The organism is Microbacterium sp. SGAir0570 (genome assembly GCF_005491085.2).
Classification (GTDB): domain Bacteria; phylum Actinomycetota; class Actinomycetes; order Actinomycetales; family Microbacteriaceae; genus Microbacterium; species Microbacterium arborescens.
In genome coordinates this window covers 1,365,886-1,387,845 of record NZ_CP027929.1, presented here as the reverse complement: position 1 = coordinate 1,387,845, position 21,960 = coordinate 1,365,886, and the positions used below count along the sequence as shown (strand labels likewise).

Annotated in this window: 15 protein-coding genes and 1 pseudogene; 7 read left to right on the top strand and 9 right to left on the bottom strand. The window is 67.6% G+C overall.

Annotation, left to right across the window (positions count from 1 at the left end; genetic code table 11):
- Positions 1-8: 8 nt before the first annotated feature.
- The 3 genes from C1N74_RS06545 to C1N74_RS06535 form a co-directional block, all read right to left on the bottom strand.
- The gene (locus C1N74_RS06545) at positions 9-707 is read right to left on the bottom strand and encodes a coenzyme F420-0:L-glutamate ligase (protein WP_023951326.1); all 699 of its coding nucleotides are present in this window, start codon (positions 705-707) and stop codon (positions 9-11) included.
- Complete coding sequence (locus C1N74_RS06540) at positions 704-2,047, bottom strand: RNA polymerase sigma factor (RefSeq protein ID WP_137750214.1); 1,344 nt, start codon at positions 2,045-2,047, stop codon at positions 704-706. The genes C1N74_RS06545 and C1N74_RS06540 overlap by 4 nt, the downstream gene beginning before the upstream one ends.
- 230 nt (positions 2,048-2,277) lie before the next feature.
- A complete protein-coding gene (locus tag C1N74_RS06535; protein WP_023951330.1) occupies positions 2,278-3,204 on the bottom strand; it encodes a proteasome assembly chaperone family protein in 927 nt (308 codons plus the stop codon).
- A gap of 91 nt (positions 3,205-3,295) precedes the next feature.
- On the opposite strand from C1N74_RS06535, the gene C1N74_RS06530 reads away from it, so the two are divergent.
- The 3 genes from C1N74_RS06530 (at position 3,296) to sucB (ending at position 7,927) form a co-directional block, all read left to right on the top strand.
- On the top strand, positions 3,296-4,762 hold the full coding sequence (locus C1N74_RS06530) for a leucyl aminopeptidase (protein ID WP_114598670.1): 1,467 nt from the start codon (positions 3,296-3,298) through the stop codon (positions 4,760-4,762).
- Positions 4,759-6,129: a dihydrolipoyl dehydrogenase gene (lpdA, locus tag C1N74_RS06525; RefSeq protein WP_137750213.1), complete on the top strand. Its 1,371-nt coding sequence runs from the start codon at positions 4,759-4,761 to the stop codon at positions 6,127-6,129. The genes C1N74_RS06530 and lpdA overlap by 4 nt, the downstream gene beginning before the upstream one ends.
- Before the next feature lie 64 nt (positions 6,130-6,193).
- Entirely contained in the window at positions 6,194-7,927 is a 1,734-nt protein-coding gene (gene sucB / locus C1N74_RS06520; protein ID WP_137750212.1) for a 2-oxoglutarate dehydrogenase, E2 component, dihydrolipoamide succinyltransferase, read from the top strand.
- Between the two features lie 18 nt (positions 7,928-7,945).
- On the opposite strand, the gene C1N74_RS06515 is transcribed toward sucB, so the two are convergent.
- Positions 7,946-9,265, bottom strand: coding sequence for a hypothetical protein (locus tag C1N74_RS06515; protein WP_137750211.1), 1,320 nt, complete (start codon positions 9,263-9,265; stop codon positions 7,946-7,948).
- 120 nt (positions 9,266-9,385) lie between these two features.
- Here C1N74_RS06515 and C1N74_RS06510 point away from each other — a divergent pair, with 120 nt between their 5' ends.
- Complete coding sequence (locus C1N74_RS06510; RefSeq protein WP_064956943.1) at positions 9,386-10,096, top strand: DUF4191 domain-containing protein; 711 nt, start codon at positions 9,386-9,388, stop codon at positions 10,094-10,096.
- Positions 10,097-10,123: 27 nt separating this feature from the next.
- Here C1N74_RS06510 and C1N74_RS06505 read toward each other — a convergent pair whose 3' ends face one another.
- Complete coding sequence (locus tag C1N74_RS06505) at positions 10,124-10,558, bottom strand: RDD family protein (protein WP_023951343.1); 435 nt, start codon at positions 10,556-10,558, stop codon at positions 10,124-10,126.
- Between the two features lie 133 nt (positions 10,559-10,691).
- On the opposite strand from C1N74_RS06505, the gene glnA reads away from it, so the two are divergent.
- The 3 genes from glnA to C1N74_RS06490 all read left to right on the top strand — a co-directional run bounded on the left by glnA (position 10,692) and on the right by C1N74_RS06490 (position 14,646).
- A complete protein-coding gene (gene glnA / locus C1N74_RS06500) occupies positions 10,692-12,116 on the top strand; it encodes a type I glutamate--ammonia ligase (RefSeq protein WP_023951345.1) in 1,425 nt (474 codons plus the stop codon).
- A 230-nt stretch (positions 12,117-12,346) separates the two neighbouring features.
- On the top strand, positions 12,347-13,678 hold the full coding sequence (locus C1N74_RS06495) for a hypothetical protein (protein WP_137750210.1): 1,332 nt from the start codon (positions 12,347-12,349) through the stop codon (positions 13,676-13,678).
- Positions 13,679-14,235: 557 nt separating this feature from the next.
- Positions 14,236-14,646 carry a hypothetical protein gene (locus tag C1N74_RS06490; RefSeq protein WP_137750209.1) on the top strand — a complete coding sequence of 137 codons (411 nt, stop codon included), beginning with the start codon at positions 14,236-14,238 and terminating at the stop codon, positions 14,644-14,646.
- Positions 14,647-14,730: 84 nt separating this feature from the next.
- Here C1N74_RS06490 and C1N74_RS16385 read toward each other — a convergent pair whose 3' ends face one another.
- The 4 genes and pseudogenes from C1N74_RS16385 to C1N74_RS06470 form a co-directional block, all read right to left on the bottom strand.
- Positions 14,731-14,895, bottom strand: coding sequence for a hypothetical protein (locus C1N74_RS16385; RefSeq protein ID WP_181405587.1), 165 nt, complete (start codon positions 14,893-14,895; stop codon positions 14,731-14,733).
- A 93-nt stretch (positions 14,896-14,988) separates the two neighbouring features.
- Positions 14,989-16,689 (bottom strand): hypothetical protein, encoded by a 1,701-nt coding sequence (locus C1N74_RS06485; RefSeq protein ID WP_137750208.1) that lies wholly within the window; start codon positions 16,687-16,689, stop codon positions 14,989-14,991.
- Between the two features lie 855 nt (positions 16,690-17,544).
- Positions 17,545-17,765, bottom strand: a pseudogene (locus C1N74_RS06475) (relaxase domain-containing protein); the annotation flags it as partial.
- Between the two features lie 314 nt (positions 17,766-18,079).
- Positions 18,080-21,883 (bottom strand): 5'-methylthioadenosine/S-adenosylhomocysteine nucleosidase, encoded by a 3,804-nt coding sequence (locus C1N74_RS06470; protein ID WP_258318035.1) that lies wholly within the window; start codon positions 21,881-21,883, stop codon positions 18,080-18,082.
- Between the last annotated feature and the right edge of the window lie 77 nt (positions 21,884-21,960).

Sequence of the window (21,960 nt, the reverse complement as noted above, 5' to 3'; positions counted from 1 at the left end):
CTCCCACGTCAGACCTCGCGGATGACGCCGAGCGGCGTCGACTCGTGACCCTGGCCCAGCGGGTTGTCGCGCAGGATCCGCACGAGCCGCTGCTCTCCGGCCTTGTCGAGCGTCGAGCCGAGGATGTTGCCGCCGATGTCGTTGATGTCGACGACCGCTACCTCGGCGATGCCGCCCAACCGGGACTTGATCCGCGCGGCGACGCCCTTCGGATCGGTCGGCCCCAGGACGACCGCCTTGTTGTACGGCGGGATGGTGCCCGACGTCGGGCCGTCGATCGCGCGCGCCTTGTCTCCCGCGACGCGGTAGAAGTCGCCGCGTCGACCGAAGATCTTCGTCACGGCGCTGACAGCCGCGGCGAACAGGATGCGCGGTGTACCGCACTCGCGGAGGGCCATCTCCATCGTCTCCGGCATCCCCAGACCAATTCCGTAGGGCGTGCGGGTGACGTACTTCGACAGGAACCTCGCGAGCGGGCGGACGCGGATCTCGTCGAGCGTGTACGAACGGCCCTGCGTGATCGCGACGATCTTCTCGGTGACGAACAGCAGGTCCCCCGGCTGGACGGCCGAGGCGGCGTACTCCGAGATGACGGCGTCGAGATCGTCGCCGGGCATCACTACGCGGGTACGGATCGGGATCCGCGCGTAGGACGTGCCGTCGACGACGACCTCGAGAGCCTTGCCCTCGTTCGCGGCGCCGGTCACTCGAGGTAGTCCCGGAGCGACTGCGACCGCGACGGGTGGCGCAGCTTGGCCATCGTCTTCGATTCGATCTGACGGATGCGCTCGCGCGTGACACCGAACGTGTCGCCGATCTGGTCGAGGGTCTTCGGCTGACCGTCGCCGAGGCCGAAGCGCATGCGGATGACGCCTGCCTCGCGCTCGCTGAGCGAGTCCAGAAGCGACTCGAGCTGGCGCTGCAGCATCGTGAAGCCGACGGCGTCGGCCGGGACGACCGCCTCGGTGTCTTCGATGAGGTCTCCGAACTCGCTGTCGCCGTCCTCGCCGAGCGGGGTGTGCAGCGAGATCGGTTCGCGGCCGTACTTCTGGACCTCGATGACCTTCTCGGGGGTCATGTCGAGCTCGCGGCTGAGCTCCTCGGGCGTGGGCTCGCGGCCCAGGTCCTGCAGCATCTGACGCTGCACGCGGGCGAGCTTGTTGATGACCTCGACCATGTGCACCGGGATGCGGATCGTGCGGGCCTGGTCGGCCATGGCGCGCGTGATCGCCTGGCGGATCCACCAGGTCGCGTAGGTCGAGAACTTGAAGCCCTTGGTGTAGTCGAACTTCTCGACGGCGCGGATCAGACCGAGGTTGCCCTCCTGGATAAGGTCCAGGAACTGCATGCCACGGCCCGTGTAGCGCTTGGCGAGCGAGACGACGAGTCGCAGGTTGGCGCCGAGCAGGTGACTCTTGGCACGCTGTCCGTCACGCGCGACCCACTGCAGGTCGAGTCCCAGCTGGTTGGACTTCTCGGCGGCCGACATGTGCGACAGCTTCTCTTCGGCGAAGAGTCCGGCTTCGATGCGCATCGCCAGCTCGACCTCTTCGGCCGCGTTGAGCAGAGGCACCTTGCCGATCTGCTTGAGGTAGTCCTTGACCGGGTCGGCCGTGGCGCCGGTGATCTGCGTCGAGTAGACGGGGACGTCTTCCTCGTCGCTCGAGGAGATGACGATCGCGCCGGTGGGCAGAGCCTCGGTGACGGCCGGCTTCTTCGGCTCGTCGTCGTCCTCGTCGTCGTCGGCCTTGGCAGCGTCGCCCGCGGGGGCGGCGTCGTCGTCCGCGGGGGCGGCGTCGTCGTCCGAGGCGTCGTCGGCGTCGACCTCGACGTCGACCTCGACGTCCTCGTCGTCCATCTCTTCGTCGTCGTCGGCCTTGGCTTTGGAGGCCTTCGCGGGCGCGGCCTTCTTGGTCGCGGCCTTCTTGGCGGGCGCCTTCTTCGCAGCGCTCTTGGGCGCAGCCTTCGCGGCGGTGGCGGGCGCGTCCTCGACGAGTTCGGTGTCCTCGCTCGCGCGGGTGCGGGTGGTCTTCGTGCCTGACGTCACGGTTAGCCTCTCACCGGTGCGAACGCACCGGATTCTCGGACACTAGTAAGACCCTTGTCAAGTCCCCCGCCACTCGAGCGAACGAGGAGCACAGGATCGACAACGGGTCAGGTCCTTCATTGTCTCATATCTCGTGCGCTGTTCCTGCGCAAGCATTCATTCCTATGAGAACGCCGACCGGGCGTGACGCATTCCCTCCATCGGGAATCGCGGTGCGCAACGGGCCGATGTCAGGAGCGTCCGCGCTTGTCGTCGTCGCCCGGTGGTCGCGAGGCGAGGAATCGTTCGAGCTCGGCGGCCAGCTCATCCGCGCTCGGAAGATCACCCGTATGGATGATGGGCTGCCCGAGAGCCGACGCCGCCATGTAGGAGTCGTACCGCTCCTCGAGCGTGTGCAGCATCGTCGTCAGCTCTTCGCTGCCCGAGACCTGGTCCTCGACCTTCTCGAGGTAGTCGCGGTTCTCGTTGCGGAGCGTGTCGCTGTCGAAGACGAGCCCGGTCGCGACACTCAAACTGTCGAGGCCGGCGATGGCCGCAGCGGGGTACTCGGTGTCACCGAGGTAATGAGGAACCAGCAGCGCGAAGCCCGCGACGCGCGCATCCGCCTCGGCGAGACGGAGCTCGAGCAGATGTCCCGCGGTGGCCGGGATCTGCGTGCGCGGCTGCCAGACCGAGTGAGCCGCGGTCAGCTCCGATCGGGTACCGCTGACCGTCGCCCCGATGGGACGGGTGTGCGGCACCGGCATCGGAATGGCATGCACCCACGTGATCGAGGCGACCTGCATGCCCTCTGCCAGCCCCACAACCGTCTCAGCGAAGGCTTCCCAGGCGAAGTCCGGCTCGTAGCCCGCGAGCAGCACGAACGGCTGACCCAGCGAGTCGTGCGCGAGCGACAGCTCGAGACGCGGCGCACGGTAGTCGGTCAGGTGGTCCTCGTCGAAGGTCACGATCGGCCGACGCGCGCGGTAGTCGAACAGGACGTCGTTGTCGAAGGCGACGATCGGCGTCGGGTCGAGCTCTCCGCGGAAGTACTCCACGATGCGGGAGACCGCGCCGCCGGCATCCGTGAACCCGGTCAGCGCGATGACGAGCGGCAGCCCCGCGGGGACGGGCGGGGACCCGGCGGCACGTGCGTAGAGCGGTCCGGACAGCGGCATGCTCCAACTCTACGAGGCGCTTCATGCCCCGTAGGCGGCTCGCCCCTCGCTGACAGCGAACGCCGCCGGCTCGCGAACCTAGGATGGGAGGATGCCGTTCCCCGAGATCGCGCACACCAGCGCGCCCGTCACCGAGTCCGACGCCGACGCCCTGGTCCTCGCTCTGCCACCGCTCGACGAGCACGCAGACGTCGCCGGCTGGCCGGGCATCGCCGAGATGCTGGCAGCCGTCGGATTCACCGGCGCACGAGGATCGGTGCACCGCGTGTTCCTGCCCGCCGTGTCGTCGACGCCCGTCGTCGTCGTCGGAACCGGAAGCGACCCCGACGTCCACGCGCTGCGTGATGCCGTCGGCACCGCGGTTCGCGTGACCACCGGGTTCGCCTCGCTCGCCGTCGCCGCACCGCTCGCGCCCGCCGAGACCTGGGGCGCCCTCGCCGAGGGCGCCGTCATGGGCGGTTACCGCTTCGCGGGATACAAGGGCGGCACGCCGAAGTCGCGAGCAGAGCGCGTCACGATCCACTCGTCCGCCTCGCCCTCCGCCGAGGAGATCGCCCGGGTCAACGCGCTCGGACGATCGCTCGCGCTGGTGAAGGACCTGGTCAGCACGCCCGCCGAGTGGCTCTCTCCCGCCGACTTGGCGGAGCGCGCGATCGAGGCCGTCGCCGGCCTGCCCGTCGAGGTCGAGGTGCTCGACGAGGCGGAGCTCGAACGGCAGGGCTTCGGCGGAGTGCTCGGTGTCGGGCAGGGCTCGGACCGGCCGCCGCGCGTCGTGCGGGTGGAGTACTCCCCCGCCGATGCCGCACGCCACGTCGCTCTGGTCGGCAAGGGCATCACGTTCGACACGGGAGGCCTCTCACTGAAGCCGGCCGCGAGCATGGTCGGGATGAAGTACGACATGGCCGGTGCCGCGACGGTGCTCGCCGTCGTCCAGGCCGCGGCTGCGCTCGCTCTCCCTGTGCGGGTCTCGGCATGGCTGTGCGTGGCCGACAACATGCCTTCCGGCCGCGCGACGCGTCCGGGTGATGTGCTCCGGATGCTGGACGGGACGACCGTCGAGGTCCTGAACACCGACGCGGAAGGTCGCCTCGTCCTCGCGGACGGCCTCGTCGCCGCCAGCCGGACACGACCCGACGCGATCGTCGACGTGGCGACCCTGACGGGGGCGATCATCGTCGCGCTCGGAAACCGTCACACCGGCGTCATGGGAGACGACCACGCCGTCGCCGACTACCTGGCGGCCGCCGAGCGAGCGGGCGAAGCCGCCTGGCAGCTGCCTTTGCCGGCGCACATGGAGGACGAGCTCGACTCCCCCATCGCCGACATGCAGAACGCGAAGATCGGCGACCCCTCCGGCGGCTCGCTCTTCGCAGGGCTGTTCCTCCAGCGCTTCGTCGGTCGCGCCGGCGACGAGGACGACGCGCCCCGCATCCCCTGGATCCACCTCGACATCGCGGGGTCCGGCACGACCAAGGCCGCGTTCGGCGGCACCGACAAGGGGCCGACCGCAGCCACCGTCCGCTCGCTCGTCGAGTACCTGCGGGGTTCGCAGCGATGACCGATCACAGCGTCGATCTCGTCGTCCTCGGCGGCGGCAGCGGAGGCTACGCGGCCGCGCTCCGCGCGGCTGAGCTCGGTTCCTCGGTGGTGCTCGTCGAGAAGGACAAGGTCGGCGGAACCTGCCTGCACCGGGGCTGCATCCCGACCAAGGCACTCCTGCACTCCGCGGAGGTCGCGGACAACGTCCGCGGCTCGGAGCACGTCGGCGTCCGCGCTGCGTTCGAGGGCATCGACGTCGCGGGGGTCCATGCGTATCGCGACGGCATCGTCGCCAAGAAGCACAAGGGTCTCGAGGGTCTGATCGCGGCACGGAAGATCACCGTCGTGCACGGCGAGGGCAGGCTCGAGGCGGACGGTGACGTGACCGTGGGCGGCGACCGTTACCGCGGCACCGACGTCGTGCTGGCGACCGGTTCGTACAGCCGCTCGCTGCCGGGGCTCGAGCTCGACGACCGGATCATCACGAGCGAGGGCGCCCTGGCGCTCCCCGCTGTGCCGCGTCACGCCGTCATCCTCGGTGGTGGTGTCATCGGCGTCGAGTTCGCGAGCATCTGGCGCTCCTTCGGCGCGGACGTGACGATCATCGAGGCGCTCGATCGATTGCTGCCGGCGGAGGATGCCGCGATGAGCAAGACGATCCAGCGCGCGTTCCGCAAGCGCGGGATCGACGCGCGCACGGGAGTACGCTTCAGCGCCGCGGAGTCGCACGCGGACGGCGTCCGGGTGTCGCTCGAAGACGGCACCACGCTGGAGGCCGACGTACTGCTCGTCGCGGTCGGCCGCGGTCCCGCGACGGCGGGCCTCGGCTTCGAGGACGCCGGTGTCGAGCTCGATCGCGGCTTCGTCCGCGTCGACGAGCGGCTGCGCACCACGCGCGACCGCGTGTGGGCCGTCGGCGACATCGTCCCCGGGCTGCAGCTCGCCCATCGCAGCTTCCAGCAGGGCATCTTCGTCGCCGAGGAGATCGCGGGCCTGCGCCCCACCGTCGTTCCCGACAGTCTCGTTCCGCGCGTGACCTACAGCAGTCCCGAGGTCGCCTCCGTCGGGCTGACCGAGGAGCAGGCCCGCGCCGCGCACGGCGACGCGATCGCCGTGCGCGAGTACAACCTCGCCGGAAACGGGAAGAGCGAGATCCTCGGGACGGCCGGGCTGGTCAAGGTCGTCCGACGCCTCGACGGCCCGATCCTCGGTGTGCATCTCGCGGGCGACCGCGTCGGCGAGCTCATCACCGAAGGCCAACTCGCCGTGGGCTGGGAAGCCCACCCCGAGGACATCGCACCATTCATCCACGCCCATCCGACTCAGAGCGAAGCTCTCGGAGAAGCATTCCTGGCGCTGGCGGGCAAACCGCTGCATGCGCTCTGACCGGTCGACCGATGCAGATCAGTAAGCTAGAAGAACATCGGCATTTCTTGAAGGAGACAGATTCATGAGCACTTCCGTGGTCCTCCCCGCGCTCGGAGAGAGCGTCACCGAGGGAACGGTCACCCGCTGGCTCAAGAAGGTCGGTGACACCATCCAGGAAGACGAGGGTCTTCTCGAGATCTCCACCGACAAGGTGGACACCGAGATTCCGTCGCCCGTGAGCGGCGTCATCGAAGAGATCCTCGTGCAGGAGGACGAGACCGTCGAGGTCGGCGCCATCCTGGCGAAGATCGGCGATGGCTCGGGTGCGCCCTCCAGCGACGCCCCCACCGAGCAGGCGCCGGCCGAAGAGGCCCCCGCCCCCGCGCAGGAGGCCCCGGCTGCCGAGGCGCCCGCGGAGTCCGCGCCGCAGCAGTCCGAGCCCGCGCCCGCAGCATCCGGCGACGCGAAGGATGTCGTCCTCCCCGAGCTCGGCGAGAGCGTCACCGAGGGAACCGTCACCCGCTGGCTCAAGCAGATCGGCGACGACGTCGCCGTCGATGAGCCGCTCCTCGAGATCTCGACCGACAAGGTCGACACCGAGATCCCCGCTCCCTTCGCGGGCACTCTCGTCGAGATCCTCGTCCAGGAGGACGAGACCGTCGAGGTCGGCTCCGCGCTCGCGCGCATCGGTTCGGGTGCTCCCGCTCCGGCTGCCGAGGCGCCCGCCGCTCCCGAGCCGGCTGCCGAGAAGCCGGCCGCACCGGCCGAGGCCCCCGCGCAGCAGTCCGCTCCTGCCCCCGCCCAGCAGTCCGCTCCTGCCCCCGCGCAGCAGTCCGCGCCCGCTCCCGCGCAGCAGTCCGCGCCCGCCGCCGCACCGGCAGCTGAGGCCGCCCCCGCAGCCGACAACGACGGCGTCACGTACGTGACCCCGCTCGTGCGCCGCCTCGCGCAGCAGCAGGGTGTCGACCTCTCGTCGATCAAGGGCAGCGGCGTCGGCGGTCGCATCCGCAAGGAGGACGTCCTCAAGGCCGCGGAAGCCGCGTCGGCGAAGCCCGCCGCAGCGGAGGCACCCGCCGCGCCCGCTCAGGTCGAGGTCTCGGAGCTCCGCGGCACGCGCGCACCGATGTCGCGCCTGCGCAAGGTGCTCGCCAAGCGCGCCGTCGAGTCGATGCAGCAGACCGCTCAGCTGACGACCGTCGTCGAGGTGGACGTCACCAAGCTGTCGGCGTTCCGCGACAAGGTGAAGGTCGACTTCAACGAGAAGACCGGGGCCAAGCTGTCGTTCCTGCCCTTCTTCGCTCTCGCCGCGGCGGAGGCGCTCCAGACCTTCCCGATCGTGAACTCGACGGTCGACGGAGAAGAGATCGTCTACCCGGCCACCGAGAACATCTCGATCGCGGTCGACACCGAGCGCGGGCTGCTCACGCCCGTGCTGCGCGACGCCGGTTCGAAGAACCTCGCCCAGATCGCACAGGACATCGCTGACCTCGCCGCACGCACGCGCGACAACAAGCTGAAGCCCGACGAGCTCGCCGGCGGCACGTTCACGATCACCAACACCGGTTCGCGCGGAGCGCTCTTCGACACCCCCGTGGTGTTCCTCCCGCAGTCGGCGATCCTCGGCACCGGCATCGTCTACAAGCGCCCCGGCGTCGTGACGGTGGACGGGAAGGACGCGATCTCGGTGCGCTCGTACGTCTACCTCGCGCTTTCGTACGACCACCGCACGATCGACGGCGCCGACGCGGCGCGCTTCCTGAGCGCCATGAAGGCACGCCTCGAGGGTGCCCAGTTCGAGGGGAACCTCGGCTACTGATCAGCTGAGTCCACCTCATCACGGCTGGTCCGCGACGTCGTATACGTCGCGGACCAGCCGTTTCTCGTCATGGGTGACGACGACCACGATCTGAGAGGGGCGTTCCCCCGAGGGGTCGTCGACGCGCACCACTTCCACTCCGCCGAGATCGTCGAGCAGGCGCACCTCACGCGGCGCGTCGGCGGTCGCGATGCCTTCCGGCAAGGCTGCATCCGGTCGTTCGAGAACCGCGGCGCGGCACGCCGGATCGTCGCTGCGCAAGCAATCCGCAAGGTCGTCGACGACCCGGAGATCAGGGGCGGTCGGCGGTGTCTCGACACGCGACGACGGCGACGACCGATCATCCCCCGGGGCGTCCCCGCCGGCCGACGGATCCGGGGAGCCGGCTTCCGCCCGGGGCTGCTCCTCCGCTTCCGAGGCCGGCACGTCCGCAGCGGATCCTTCATCGCCGCCCGCGCCATATGGCAGAGAGAGGCCGATGGCGACTGTCGCACCGACCGCGGCCAGCGCGACCCACATCACGCGTCGCCGGCCGGCGGACGCGGCCTCGCCACTCCGCTCGGGTCGTCGTCGCTGCCGCGAGAGAAGACCGGTCGCATGCTGCAGTGCCGCACGGGTCCCGGCGATCGCGGTGCTCACGCGCCCCATCAGCTCGCCGTCGACGAGCCCCGCCGCCGCGCTTCGCGCCACGACCGCGGCATCCGCCGAGGGGCTCTCTCCGGCAGCACCGACCGACGGGCGATGTAGGCCCATCGGCGGCGCGATGACGAACGGCTCCGGAGAGGCCACCGCGAACAGGTCGTCCTCGAGACCGGGCGCCGCGAACGGCAGTGTGATCCGGTCCGCCAGGGCGTCACCGACCCGCTGGCGGATATCGGGGGACAGCGTCGCGTCGGGGATGCGACCGAGCACGGTGCGCGACGACATCTCCCATCCCCGCGCTCCCGTGGGGACGAGCACAGGGCGTCCATCGCTCGTCGACCACCACTCCCCCGTGCGCCATTCCGACCGCGCCGCATCCACCGCGCCGCGCAGGACGCTGACGACCAGGGTCACCGCTTGACCGGATGTGAGGTCGAACGCTGCGTCTGCGCCGCACAGGCGCGCACGGAGGAGCGGCAGGATCACGAGCGTCTCGTCCGCGACCCGATCGACGTCGTCGGGAGCGAGAAGGTGACCGCCGGAGCGCGCTGACCACATCTCGTGAGGCACGCGCGTCGCTGCGACCCGGTACACAGCTCCGTGGGGCGACGCCAGGATCTCACCGGGGAAGGGAGCGTCAGGGGGCGCCACACGCCGCAGCGGCGCGGGAACATCGGCGGACGGCGTGTGATTCATCGTGTCAGCGTCGCTCCCGCTCGTCCCCCTCTCACCGGCATCGAGTCGATCTGTGCACGGTCACCGCGCAGGGGCGGTTGTGGAGGCGGAACGACGCGGCCGAAAAGGTAGGCTGTGAGCATGTCGTCCCGCAGCACCGCACCCGAGAAGCGCCCCGGATTCTTCTCCCAGCTCCGCTCCCTCTTCACCTTCACGAAGGAGTACTACAGCTGGCTGCCGTGGCTGCTCATCGGCATCGTGGTCGCCGGTGTGGGCCTGGGCGTGCTCGTCGGGTTCCTGATTCCGCCGGGAGCGATCTGGAGCGTCATCCTGTGGGGCGTCACGGGCCTGCTCTTCGGCATCCTCGGCGCCATGATCACGATGACGCGTCTGGCGACGCGGGCGATGTACAAGCGCATCGACGGGATGCCGGGCGCGACGGGACACATCATCTCGACCAACCTGGGGCGCAAGTGGCAGGCCTCGGAGATGCCGGTCGGCGTCAACCCGAAGACGCAGGAGGCTGTGTACCGCGCGGTGGGTCGTGGCGGTGTCGTCATCATCGGCGAGGGCGCCCGCGGGCGTCTGACGCGACTGATCAACGACGAGCGCAGCAAGGTCAAGCGCGTCGCTTCGGGTGTTCCGATCCATGTCCTCTACGTCGGCCACGGCGAGGACGACGTTCCCATCGCCAAGCTCGCCCCGACGATCAAGGCTCTGCCGAAGGCGATCGACCGCACCACGATGGCAGCCGTCATCAAGCGCATCGAGTCGGTCTCGCAGTCGGTGACGTCGCTGCCGATCCCGAAGGGCGTCGACCCCATGAAGGCCCGCGCCCAGCGACCCCGCTGATCCGTCCGGAGGCGCGGACCCGCTCCGTCAGACGCGGACGAGGATCGTGCCCGCTGCCTTGTCGTGCAGCCCCCGCTGATCGGGATCGAACACGACGGCGGGGATGACGAGGATGAGGAGCAGCGTCCGGACGATCGGACGCCAGAGGCCGGTCCAGCCACCGTGCAGGAGCTCGAGGCGCAAGCCGACGATGCGGTGTCCCGGGCTTCCACCGATCAGGGGGATGAAAATGACCTGCAGCGCCGCGAAGACCGTGAGCGGCGCGAACTGCGTCACCCCCGCCTCTCCGGGAAGAGCGAACTGGTCGAACCCGAGGAACGCGGTCGCGAGCAGGGTCGCCGCCGCGTAGTCGATAGCGAGCGCCGCGAGACGCCGTCCCAGGCGGCCGACGCTGCCGGGCCCGTGCTCGGGACGCCCCAGCCGCTCGCCGGGATAGGTGTTCTCGCGCAGGGATTCGGGCACCCGTCCAGCCTAAACGGGGCCGGCCGCGTAACATCCCGGAAACATCCGAGATACTGCCGGGCAACTGGATGCCGATAGGTTCGAAGAGGTCTGGATGACTCCAGGCTGTTCCTCACCCGATCTTGGAGACTCCATGTTCAAAGATTCTTCCGAGGTGCTCAAGTTCATCCAGGACGAGGACGTCAAGTTCCTCGACATCCGTTTCACGGACCTTCCTGGCGTGCAGCAGCACTTCAACATCCCGGCCTCGACCGTCGACGAGGAGTTCTTCACGGTCGGTCAGCTGTTCGACGGCTCGTCGATCCGCGGCTTCGCGAACATCCACGAGTCGGACATGCAGCTGATCCCGGACGTGTCGACGGCCTACGTCGACCCGTTCCGCGAGGCGAAGACGCTGATCATGATCTTCGACATCTACAACCCGCGCAACGGCGAGATCTACGCCAAGGACCCGCGGCAGGTCGCGAAGAAGGCTGAGAAGTACCTCGCCTCGACCGGCATCGCCGACACCGCGTTCTTCGCCCCCGAGGCCGAGTTCTACATCTTCGACGACGTCCGCTACGAGGTGAAGCAGAACTCGAGCTTCTACTCCGTCGACTCCGAAGAGGGCGCGTGGAACACGGGCCGTGTCGAAGAGGGCGGCAACCTCGCCAACAAGACCGCTTACAAGGGCGGCTACTTCCCCGTCTCGCCGGTCGACAAGACGGCCGACCTGCGCGACGACATCTCGCTGAAGCTCATCGAGTCGGGCCTCGTGCTCGAGCGCGCGCACCACGAGGTCGGCACCGGTGGACAGCAGGAGATCAACTACCGCTTCGACACCATGGTGCACTCGGCGGACGACATCCTGAAGTTCAAGTACATCGTCAAGAACACCGCCGAGATGTGGGGCAAGGTCGCGACCTTCATGCCCAAGCCGCTCTTCGGCGACAACGGCTCGGGCATGCACACCCACCAGTCGCTGTGGCTGAACGGCGAGCCCCTCTTCTACGACGAGAAGGGCTACGGCGGTCTCTCCGACATCGCCCGCTGGTACATCGGCGGCCTGCTCAAGCACGCTCCCGCGGTCCTGGCGTTCACCAACCCGACGCTCAACTCGTACAAGCGTCTGGTCAAGGGCTACGAGGCTCCGGTCAACCTGGTGTACTCGGCCGGCAACCGTTCGGCGGCCGTCCGCATCCCGATCACGGGTACCAACCCCAAGGCCAAGCGCATCGAGTTCCGAGCCCCCGACGCCTCGGGCAACCCGTACCTCGCGTTCGCCGCGCAGATGATGGCGGGCCTCGACGGCATCAAGAACCGCATCGAGCCCCACGAGCCCGTCGACAAGGACCTCTACGAGCTGCCGCCCGAGGAGGCCAAGAACATCCCGCAGGTTCCGAACTCGCTGCTGGACTCCCTCGAGGCGCTGCGCAACGACCACGAGTTCCTGCTGGCCGGCGGCGTCTTCACGCCCGAGCTGATCGAGACCTGGATCGAGTACAAGATCGAGAACGAGATCCAGCCGATCAACGCCCGTCCTCACCCCTACGAGTACGAGCTGTACTTCGGCGTCTGATTCCGAGGGGGCTTAGGGACCGCACTCCCGGTTCCGAGGCCAGCAATCTACTGAGCCCCAGACAGCAGCTGCTGTCTGGGGCTCAGTCTATCTGGACGTTTACGGACGGTTACGGGAAGTAAACGGACAGGTTCTCAGACAGCGCGGATGACCGCTTCCGCGCACGCGCAATGACGGCAAGAGGCACGGGCGAGGCGCGGCGGGCCCGCAGCGTGTGGTTCGCTGGTTGGATGGCCACCGTGATCGCCCCATCTGACGACGACGAACCCTTCGACGAGGGCGAAGAAGAGGCCTCCGCCGACGAGTGCGCCGTGCCGACCGACGACACTTCGGGAGAGACCCCGCAGCACACGCGCAGCCGTTTCACGATTCGTGGCGACGACGGCGAGCCGCTGGACCCGAAGGATCTGACCGCGTTCAAGGGTGCACTCCCCTCGGGGTCGCTGGGACGAATCTTCGACGACGACTTCATGCGGTCTCTGATCAGCCCGTTCATGCAGCAGATCTCGACGCTGAAGCGCAGCGACTCCGTGACACGGCTCCTCGGCCAGACGTCCGACTCCGGTGTCTTCGGGTCCGCCTGGCTGAAGGTCACGGGCCTCACTAGCGACGCCTCCTTCGTGCCAGAAATGAATGCTGCGACATCGCAGTTGATCTCCTCCGCGATCGACGCCTCCACGTGGGTGAAGGACTACCAGGGGCTCGCCGGCGCCGCATGGATGGAGAGCATTCCGGCACTCACCGACACCGGCTGGATGAAAGACTTGCCCGGACTCACCGGGGTCGGGTCGTTCACCGGCAATCTGTTCACGGACGCGCAGTCGCAGGCGATACTCCCGGCGATCGCGATGCCGGATTTCGGTTTGCAGATCGGCTTGCCGTCGTTCATCACCGGCTTCGATGTCGAACCGCTTCTCAGGTCGCTGAGGCTGCAGCGGGTTCCGTCAAACTGGGTGGACATCGACCTCGATCCCGACGATGCGGAAGAGTCCATCCGCGCGGTGCTCGCCGACGGCATCCCGCTCGGCTGGGTGCCAAGCGAACGGGTCGTGCAGCTCCTGCTGGATGCGCCCGATGCGCGTGCGCGTCGACGGATCATCTCCAACAACTGGCGTGGCATCCTGAACGACTGCGACGACGTGCTCGGCGGGCTGCCGGCACCCCGCGCACTGAGGTACGCCGACAAGCTTCGTCGAGCCACCGCTGCGCTGCGCGACGCTCACACCGACGCCGCGCAGGCGCTCGCGACCAACATCCTCGACACGCTCGTCGGCCACTTCATCGCCCCCGCGCTCGGGGTGCCGCGAAGCACGTTGGTGAACCCGACGTGGAATCACAAGTTGCTCGCGGACGGGTGGCGCCTCGCGCTGTCGTTGCTGCCGCTTGAGACGGTCATGCGTGGCCAGTTCGACGTCGACCACACCGGCACGGGCTTCCGCCGCAACGCCACCGTTCACGCCGTGACCGAGCGGCAGTACAACCGCATCAACGCCACCATCGCGATCATGCTCGCGACCTCGGTGCTGGCCTGCGCGGTGAGGGACACCAGCGCCTTCGACTGACCCGCTGAACTCTCCGCCGACGGGCCACCGTGCCACGGGGGGGGTGGTGGGTCACGTCGGCGCGACCGCGGTCGGCCAGATGCAACCGCTTGCCGTCAGGCGCGGGGCCAGCGCAAACCTGTTGTTCGCGAACGCCGACTAGCGCCCCGCGCCGGGTTTCGCTGCGGGAGCTCGCCGATCTCGGCTCGACCGCCGACGCCGAACGCGAGAGGGCGCGGTACGCGCGCTGCTCGAGCGGGAGGCCATCCAAGCGAACCTCGGATGCGAACTTGCCGGCCACCGGTCGGGCGCCCTGTTCCCAGCGATGTCGGGCGACCGACGAACCAAGGAGATCCTCGAGCTCGAGGCGAAGCGCGAGCAGAGTGCCGACGAACTCCACGCCTCTCGATCATCGTCGGAGGCCGCGAGGAGGTTGTCGACTCAGACGGCAAGCCCCGGCTGACCGCCGCCGGTGGAACGTCATTTGGTACCGGCACCTGCGGATCGAATGAGTCGGTGAGCTCAACGAGTCGATCGCGGCGCAGCAACTGAAGGTCGCCGGTATGAAGGACCGAGAAATGAAGTCCACGCTGTGCGTCCATCTTGGGTCCGATCAGCGCCGGCTGGAGACGCTGCTGGCCATCCCCCGGCTCGAGGCCGAGCAGACGTGGGCGGACTGCTACACGCCGACATTCCAGCACACCTCGGGAGGCGACATCTTCGAGACGCGGCCCTGCCCGAATTGGCCCACGCACGCGGCCCGGGTGGGACGGGTGCGGGAGACCCTGCGATCGGTGGCAGAGCGGAAGTCACCGACGGTACTGGAACCGCCCAAGCCGCAGCCGCTCGCGACGCTGCCAGGCGAGCTCCCGATCGCCGGGGTCATTGAGCGACTCTCTGAGCTTCGAGCCGAGCATCCAGACGCCGTGGTTAGGAAGGGCCGATCCAGCCGCTGGGAGATTAGGCCCGGGGACGAACCCGAACGGTGAAGCCGCGGCGCCGGATTGGACGGGAGAAGCGGGTCCGTGGTCCGAAATCGTCACCTAAACTGCGGGGCTCCACATGATTGGAGTTCAGATGATGGCCACCACAAGCAATTCCTCGACGTCCGCATGCCGGGCCGCGAGTTCTCTCTGGAGGGTGATGCCGCGTTGCTGTTTCAGGCGAAGGCGAGGCTCGGGCAGCCTTTCGACTTCGATGTCCCGGGTTGGGACGGGCCGATCCGCGTCGACTTCCACGGCCTGCGCATGACAGCCCGACGGGTACCGGTCCCCGATTCGCCGACAGCGGTGGAGGCCGCGTAGACGCCGGACTGCTCGGACGCCGACGACTCAATCGTCCTCGTCGGCGTCCGCCGGTTCCCACCCGAGCTCGCGCGCGAGCGTCGCCAGCACCAGGTCGCCCGATCTGCCCTCGTAAGGCGACTCGTTGCCGATCGACAGCGCCTCCGCCGTCACGATCGCCGCGTCGCGCTCGCCGACGCGGCTGACGGTGCGGTCATAGACGCGGCCCGCCTCGTAGGCGACCATCGGGGCGTTGTGGTGGGCGCAGCGCGGGCCGCACAGCTCGTCCTCCTCGTCAACCGCCCGCGAGAGCGCCTTCCGGAATTCCGCCGGCTCCCACGCTTCGGAGGTGCGCAGCCATTCCATCACCGTCGAGTGGTCGGGGATGCGGGCGTCGCAGGACTTTCGGAGCTCCCGGTCGGCTGAGCCGGCCGCCTTTTCGGCGACGTCCGCCGGCGTCGCAGTCATCGGGTTCAGGCCGAACACGATCCGGAACACGACGTCGGTGACCGCGCTCAGGGGCAGGTCGGAGCGTTCGTCGAACGCCTCGCCGAGCGTCTCCGGCTCGTCGAGGCCGCGCTGGATGTAGGAGACGAACTTGTTTAGCCCGTGCGTTGCCGCCTTCTCGCGGTTCATCCCTTGGATGCGCTTGTACGCGGAGATCGCGTCCCGCGCTGCCATCCAGGCCATCCGGTAGATCTGCCCGAGCGCGAAGGAGTCGGCCGCGTTCGCCGCGTGGGTGCGCAGGCGCTCCTGGTGCTGCGCGGCGGGGTCGGGCAGGTCGTGGACCGCGAGCTCGTGGGAAAGGTAGCGGATCGCTTCCTCCGCTACCAGCCGGCGCGAGAGGTCCCTAGCCTCGACGCGTTCCGTCGACCAGAGCCGCTTAAGCGACAGCCCGCGACGGAGATCCGCCGCGAAGGTCTCGAGCCGGCGGGCGAGCGGGCCTTCGCCGGGCGCGGCGAAATGGGCGCGGTCCGCATAGAGACCGTTTCCGAGGGTTGCCAGCTCGTCCTCGTCCCACACGAAGGCATTCGTGGGAGACGACGGATGAACCACCAGAAGATCGGAGCGCCAGGCGTCGACGAAGAACTCCCGAGCGGTTTCAGAGTTCGGTGCGATCGATCCGTCGCCGTAGCGGACGGGATGAATGAGACCTGACGGTTGGCCGGCGGCGTGGACCACTGCCAGAGCTGCGACGCGCGTCGCCACGGGTGCCTGGTCCAGCGCGTACCCGCCGTCGTCCTCGATCGCTCCCTGGTACCTCGTCTCGATTGCCAGGCGGCGCGCGGCATCGAGATCCGTCGCGCTGGCACCCCGAAGTTCTTCCGCCGCACGGGCGCTGGCTTCGCGTTCGGCCTTGCGCTCGCGGTTTGCGCGGGCGGCTGGATCAAGGACTCCCGCGGCGCGCTCTTCGAGCGTTCCGTTGCAGGCACGGCACCGGACGTCGTTTCCCCGGCGCGCCGCAGTGAGGGTCTGACGAGAGCTCAGGGTGAGCGGCTCACCGCAATCTGCACAGTCGAACTCCGGCGCGGTGGCGATAACGCCGGCCGCCGCCGCGTAGTACGGCGTGCCCGACCACGAGGCGTAGTCGAGATCGGAGACAGCTCGGGCCCAGATGATGTCGCCAGTGTCGGCGGAGATTCCCTCGTGCTCCCAGTACCGCTCCCCCAAGGCCCTCAGCGCATCCGGCGCATCCGGATTAGCGGCCAAGACGAGAGCGAAATCGGCGGGCAGAACGGTCTCCGGCATGACTGGATCGTATCCGCGCGAACAGACACACACGGCCGGTGCCGCGCCGGTCGGTCCCTTTCCCTCGGAGGTCAGCCTCGTCCGTGGCCGTCGGCGCTGATCGCCTCAACTGTCTTCACCAGTCGCTCGAAGTCCCTCGGGACGGGCGGCCGGCGGCGTAGTCGCAAGGCATCACGGCTAAAGGAGACCCGGAACTTCGCGGGCAGCCACTCCTTGATGGCGCTTGGCGTCCCCGTCCGCGATTCCCGCCCCCGCGGTGTTATTCGTGCAGCTCCCCGGCCGGGCAACTCGGCACGACACGTTCTACGGCCGGTACTCAATGATGTCGGCCCCTCGAGTGCCGTCGGCGTCAGCCCACTCGCGCGGCGCAGTCCAACGCTCGTGAGCGAAGACGTCAGGTACTGCGACTCGCGTCGCGGTAGCCGATGTCATGCGACGACTCGCGAGTCGTCGCAGGGACCTGAGGGACTCGAATCCCTGACCCCCTGCATGCCATGCACGTGCGCTACTAGCTGTGGCACAGGCCCGGATGGTCTCGCCTCGTACCACAAAGCCCGGAATCTGGCCCTTCGACCTCACTCCGGTGGTGACGAGTGCCAGCACGCGCCATCAGTCCTCGGAGGTTCTGGATGGTACTCGAGGGCTCTCGGCTTATCTGAACCGTCCAGTAAATGACCACAACCCTATTTCCTTGACGCAGCGTTGAGGGAGCTGGCCGGCAGGTCGGAGCCCCTTCGACGGGGGCTGAACTCGACCGACCCCAGGGCTGCCGTGGCGGACGTCGCGAGGTCATTCACCCAGCGTCGAGTTTCGCTCGAGCCATTGGATCGAAATACGGATGCGCTGGGCGAGGTACATTCCTAGAAGCCGCTCGAGCTGTGCCTCGGACACATGTGAGCCCGCGCCGATCCTTCCGTCAGCCAAGACCGGCAGACCACTCCCGAGCCAGTGGCCGGGCGGCGTGCCGGCCTCGGCGTAGTAGCGGGTTAGCGGGGTGGAGAGCGGTCGATCGCCGTCACGGCAGCGACGGCGCCGAGGAGGTAGTTGTACCCGTCCCCCGCGCTCATCACGCGCATCGAAACCGACACCGTCACGCCCTCTTTTCTGTCAAAGAGGTGGACGAGCCGGGCCCGCTCAGCGGGCCCGGCTCTGGATCTGCAGGACGTGTGGACGCTCAGGACCGGGGGACGCTCAGGACCGGGCGCGGCTGTTGGCACAACCTCTCGTGCTGTGGGTGGCGGCGGTAAGCCGTTCGCCCATTCCCTACGGCTGCCTATGCCACTTTGCTGTGATGCTTCATCTCGCACCAGGCGGTGAGCCGGTGGGATTCGCCAGTGTCGGGGTGCGCACCGCCGCGATGGCGGCGGGAGAAGGGGTTGCGTCAGCCAGGTCACTCAATCAGGCTGGGCTCCCAGATCCGCAATCCATCATGGGTGAACGCAAGGTACCCGCGGATGCGTTCGTTCTCATGGCGGCCACGAACGACGCCAGCACGCTGCGGCACAAAAAACGCCGTCATGCCGGAGATTTCAGCGTAACCGGCCTGTGGTCCATGAATCTGGGCGACCCGACCGTCGATGAGACGCAAGCGGGAAGTATCCGCCCAGAAGTCCAGCGCGGGGTCCCATTTCCCCAACTCGGAGTGATGGACAAGTGACGCCATCCCTTCTCCCTCGCCATACCAGTCGACTGAGCGGGTTCGGGTGCCTTCGTTCCTTGCCATGTCGGCGCTCCTGCGCGCGTGCTTGGACGCATCGGCAACCGACGCGGGCAGGTCGGCGAGCGCGTCGAGCGCGTAGGCGACGAACGAGCAGTACTCTGCGTCGAGGCAGGGATTGGAGGCGCGCCAGTAGGCGAGCACCTCCTTTACTCGTTCGTGTGAGATAGCCGGCGTCTTCAACCTAACCGCGCGCCACCAGGCGAGGGCGTCGGAGGATGAATACCCGTCCATCATCAGGTTCTCGTCGAGCAGCGAAACAACCCGATCCACGTCCTTCTTCGGTAAGGCCCGCCAATTCCGGTCCGCGCGGGCGAGGTAGGTCCACACCAGTTGGCGCCGCACGACAGGGAGCGGCACGGCGCCCTTCTGCAGGAGGGAATCCAGCAGTTGCAAAGACGTGGCGTAGTCTCCGTAGATGCGGTTCAACTTCGCACGCTCCGTCTGTTCGAAACTGCTGGGCTTCTTCGGGTCACCGCGGTAGCGGAGTGTGGAGATCAGATCCTCGGCCTTCTCCACGCTCGACACCACTAGCCGGTGCGGAGCGGAACCAAGATACTTCGCCAGTGTGCCTCCACGAATGGCGTACTCCACGATCTTGACGCGCATTTGGATCTCACTAATGAACCCATGCGTCTGCGTACTAGGTGCCAGCTCGCGAGAGATCGCGAACTCCGACGCCGCCGCTTCCGCCCATGGCGATATGTCATCCAGGGGCACGTTTCGACCTATGCCGTCGTACACCCGCGAACGATAGACCATGCCCAGGATGTGGTGCAGGGTCGAGCTGTCCGGCGAGAGCGCGCTGGCCCGCTTCGCGTATCCCTCCGCAGTCTCGAAATCGTTCATCCGCAAGGCGTAGTAGCGGGCGGTATGAGCCTGGATGTGGGCGTTCTCGGGCTGGAGCCCAGCCAGGTAAGCAAGCAGCTGGGACGCCCCGTCTCGGGACGGGATCTTTTCAATGAGCCGCGCGAAGCTCTCTTTGCCGGCACCTGATTGGGCCGCGTCATCGTCGCGTTCAACGAACACACTGTCGATTAGGAGCTGCATGGCGTCATCGTCACCTCCCTCAAGGCAGAAGTCAGCGAATAGCTTGCCCCAACTCGACAGCGCCTGAAGCCACCGCACCTCGTCACCACCACCGAGCTGACGAAGAATCTCCGCGGCGACCAGCGGGTGCGTGGTCCGCCACTCGCCATCGGGCGAACGCCACAACAGGCTTCGTAGCGCGGGCACGAGCATCCGCGCGAAGCCACCGGCCCTCGACGGCGGCAGACCGACCAGGCGAGCCAGGGCGTACTCGGGCACGGCGGCTTGGCCGAACAAGTGGGCGATGCTACAGACAAGCATGACGTGCCTCTGCGAACCTTCGACACCAGCCAGGCGTCCGCCTACGAAAGCATTGATGCCGTGGAAGTCTTCCTCAAACGCAACGAGCCCGAAGAAGAAGGCGTTACGACGGTGATCGTGGTAGCTGGCGAGAGTCTGCAACGCGTGCCGGGCGGCGTACTCCTTTGAGCTGTACGCGTCGACGAAGTCATCCGCCTCCAGGTCGTCGAGGACATCGGGGAGGTACGGCGAAGAGGACTTTTCCGAGGGCGGACTGTAGGCCCGGGATACCGCGAGGACCACGGCCGGCAACGAAACCGCGTGCAGTTCGTCCATCAGCGCCACAACCTGGTCGTCGCGAACCGCAGGCGCTTCGGCGACGACGAGGACAGCCCGGTTGGTCTGCCGGCTGACCGCTTCGATGCGGCGGACAGTTTCCCCTTCCCGGAACCGGCTTAGAGATAGGACTGGGAACTGCTCACGCAGGTTGAACCCGATGCGACGGGCCAGCGTGGTACCGCCAGCCCCTGGAGCATGGAACAAGTTAAGGCGAAGCGTTGCACGATTGCCGAGCATGCCGCGGAGTTGCTTCTCGATGCTGGCAGCCTGCGAACGCGTGACATCAGCATTGTTTGCAAGGGCTGCCAGCGAGATCTCGCCGCCGCGCAGGAAGTCAAGGGTTGCCGCTTCCGCACCAGTGGTGTCCGGCTCCGACGCCCAATAGATGGTCGCATCTTCGCTGATCCACCCTGCGTCGGTCGCTGAGACTTCCACCGGCCCCTCATGTCCCGGCAGCACGTGCGAGGCCGCCGATCGTTCGTTCGGGACCACGGCAACCAAAGCGGCTGCAAGATCGGCGGGGGCCAAATCCAGCCGGAAATCCTCGTCACCAATGGACCGTCCGTGGCCGAGTATTCCGACGTTGATGCGGTCGCCGAACTCGGTGACGAGATCATCGACGAGCGCGAACCGCCACGCATCCCATGCGACGTCACCGTCGTCGGCGACGAGGACGGTCGTGCGCCGACCCCCGATAGCCGAGGCGAAGGTGGAGAGCATCGAGCGCCACGGCCGGCGAAGTGTCCGATTCCACCGTTGCAGTTCCTCCACCGCGTCATCGAAACCTCGCACGCTGACCCACGCGGTCGAACTCACACCGAACGGCGGAGGGTTCTGCGGCGAGCCCAGGTGTATCGCACGACGTGCTTCTAGTGCCGGACGTGTGCGGGCGAGGAGACCGGAAACTTCCGACTCAGGATCCAGATCGACGACCAAGGACACTGGGAGACCGCTGTCGATGGCCGCCTCGGCGTGTGCCGAGTGCGGTGGCGCAAGGAGAATGAAACGCTCCGTCGCCGCTGGCAGAGGCAGGCCCGCCGCCAACAGGTCCATCCCGGTCTGTTCAACCGGGACACTGATACTGGCGTCTCCATCCCACGCAAGTATCAAGGCGACGGTGGCATCGCGCGCGTTCGCGATGGCCACTTCCTGTCCACCGTCCTCGTCGGTGTCGGACTTCCCCTCGATGAGGTCGGAGATGCCGCGGACGAGGAAGTAGTCGGGATTGAGCTCGGCACGGTCGATCGCGCCGACGACGGCGGAGCCCTCCATCTCAAGCGCCAGCGAATCACCGCCCATCGCCTTGATCCGCTGCACTTCGGATGACTTGATGTCCGCGACGACTTTCTCGCCGCTGGCCAACGCGCCGACGAAGATCTTGTACCCCACGGGCTCATGCAGTGCACGGAACTTGCGTGCGATGCCCACTAGGTGGGCAGCAGGTACGCGTGTGTCGGAACGTGATTGAAACTTGCCTGCCTCGACCTTGCCGGTCTCATAGGCGTACACCTTGTCGGCGATGACGACGTCGCCGATCTTCACGTCCTTGATGCCACCGGCAATACCAACGAAAGCCACGAGAGCGGGTCTGTACTTCTCGACGGCTTTGAGGGTGGCCATCGCGGCGGGCGTGAGTCCCATTCCGACCTCGACCAGCGCAGCGCTGAAGCTGCGCCCACTGATCTCCAGGCGACCACGGATCGCCGGGTCATTGAAGAGGGGATCGGGCACGGCCTCGTTGATAAGTTCCTTCAGGCAGTCCCATTCCACCGGAACCGCACACAACAACAGAACGTCAACGCCATCCATCTGCAACAGAAGCCCCCACCCCGTATCTGTTCGTGGCGTTCATCGCCATCGAAGTCGCGATGAGCCTACAGCCTTCG

Bases quoted from the DNA above. Each gene is read 5' to 3' on its own strand.
- C1N74_RS06535 (WP_023951330.1), bottom strand. From the start codon at position 3,204: ATGCCGCTGTCCGGACCGCTCTACGCACGTGCCGCCGGGTCCCCGCCC.
- C1N74_RS06530 (WP_114598670.1), top strand. From the start codon at position 3,296: ATGCCGTTCCCCGAGATCGCGCACACCAGCGCGCCCGTCACCGAGTCC.
- lpdA (WP_137750213.1), top strand. From the start codon at position 4,759: ATGACCGATCACAGCGTCGATCTCGTCGTCCTCGGCGGCGGCAGCGGA.
- sucB (WP_137750212.1), top strand. From the start codon at position 6,194: ATGAGCACTTCCGTGGTCCTCCCCGCGCTCGGAGAGAGCGTCACCGAG.
- C1N74_RS06515 (WP_137750211.1), bottom strand. From the start codon at position 9,265: ATGAATCACACGCCGTCCGCCGATGTTCCCGCGCCGCTGCGGCGTGTG.
- C1N74_RS06510 (WP_064956943.1), top strand. From the start codon at position 9,386: ATGTCGTCCCGCAGCACCGCACCCGAGAAGCGCCCCGGATTCTTCTCC.
- glnA (WP_023951345.1), top strand. From the start codon at position 10,692: ATGTTCAAAGATTCTTCCGAGGTGCTCAAGTTCATCCAGGACGAGGAC.
- C1N74_RS06495 (WP_137750210.1), top strand. From the start codon at position 12,347: ATGGCCACCGTGATCGCCCCATCTGACGACGACGAACCCTTCGACGAG.
- C1N74_RS06490 (WP_137750209.1), top strand. From the start codon at position 14,236: ATGAAGTCCACGCTGTGCGTCCATCTTGGGTCCGATCAGCGCCGGCTG.
- C1N74_RS06485 (WP_137750208.1), bottom strand. From the start codon at position 16,689: ATGCCGGAGACCGTTCTGCCCGCCGATTTCGCTCTCGTCTTGGCCGCT.
- C1N74_RS06470 (WP_258318035.1), bottom strand. From the start codon at position 21,883: ATGGATGGCGTTGACGTTCTGTTGTTGTGTGCGGTTCCGGTGGAATGG.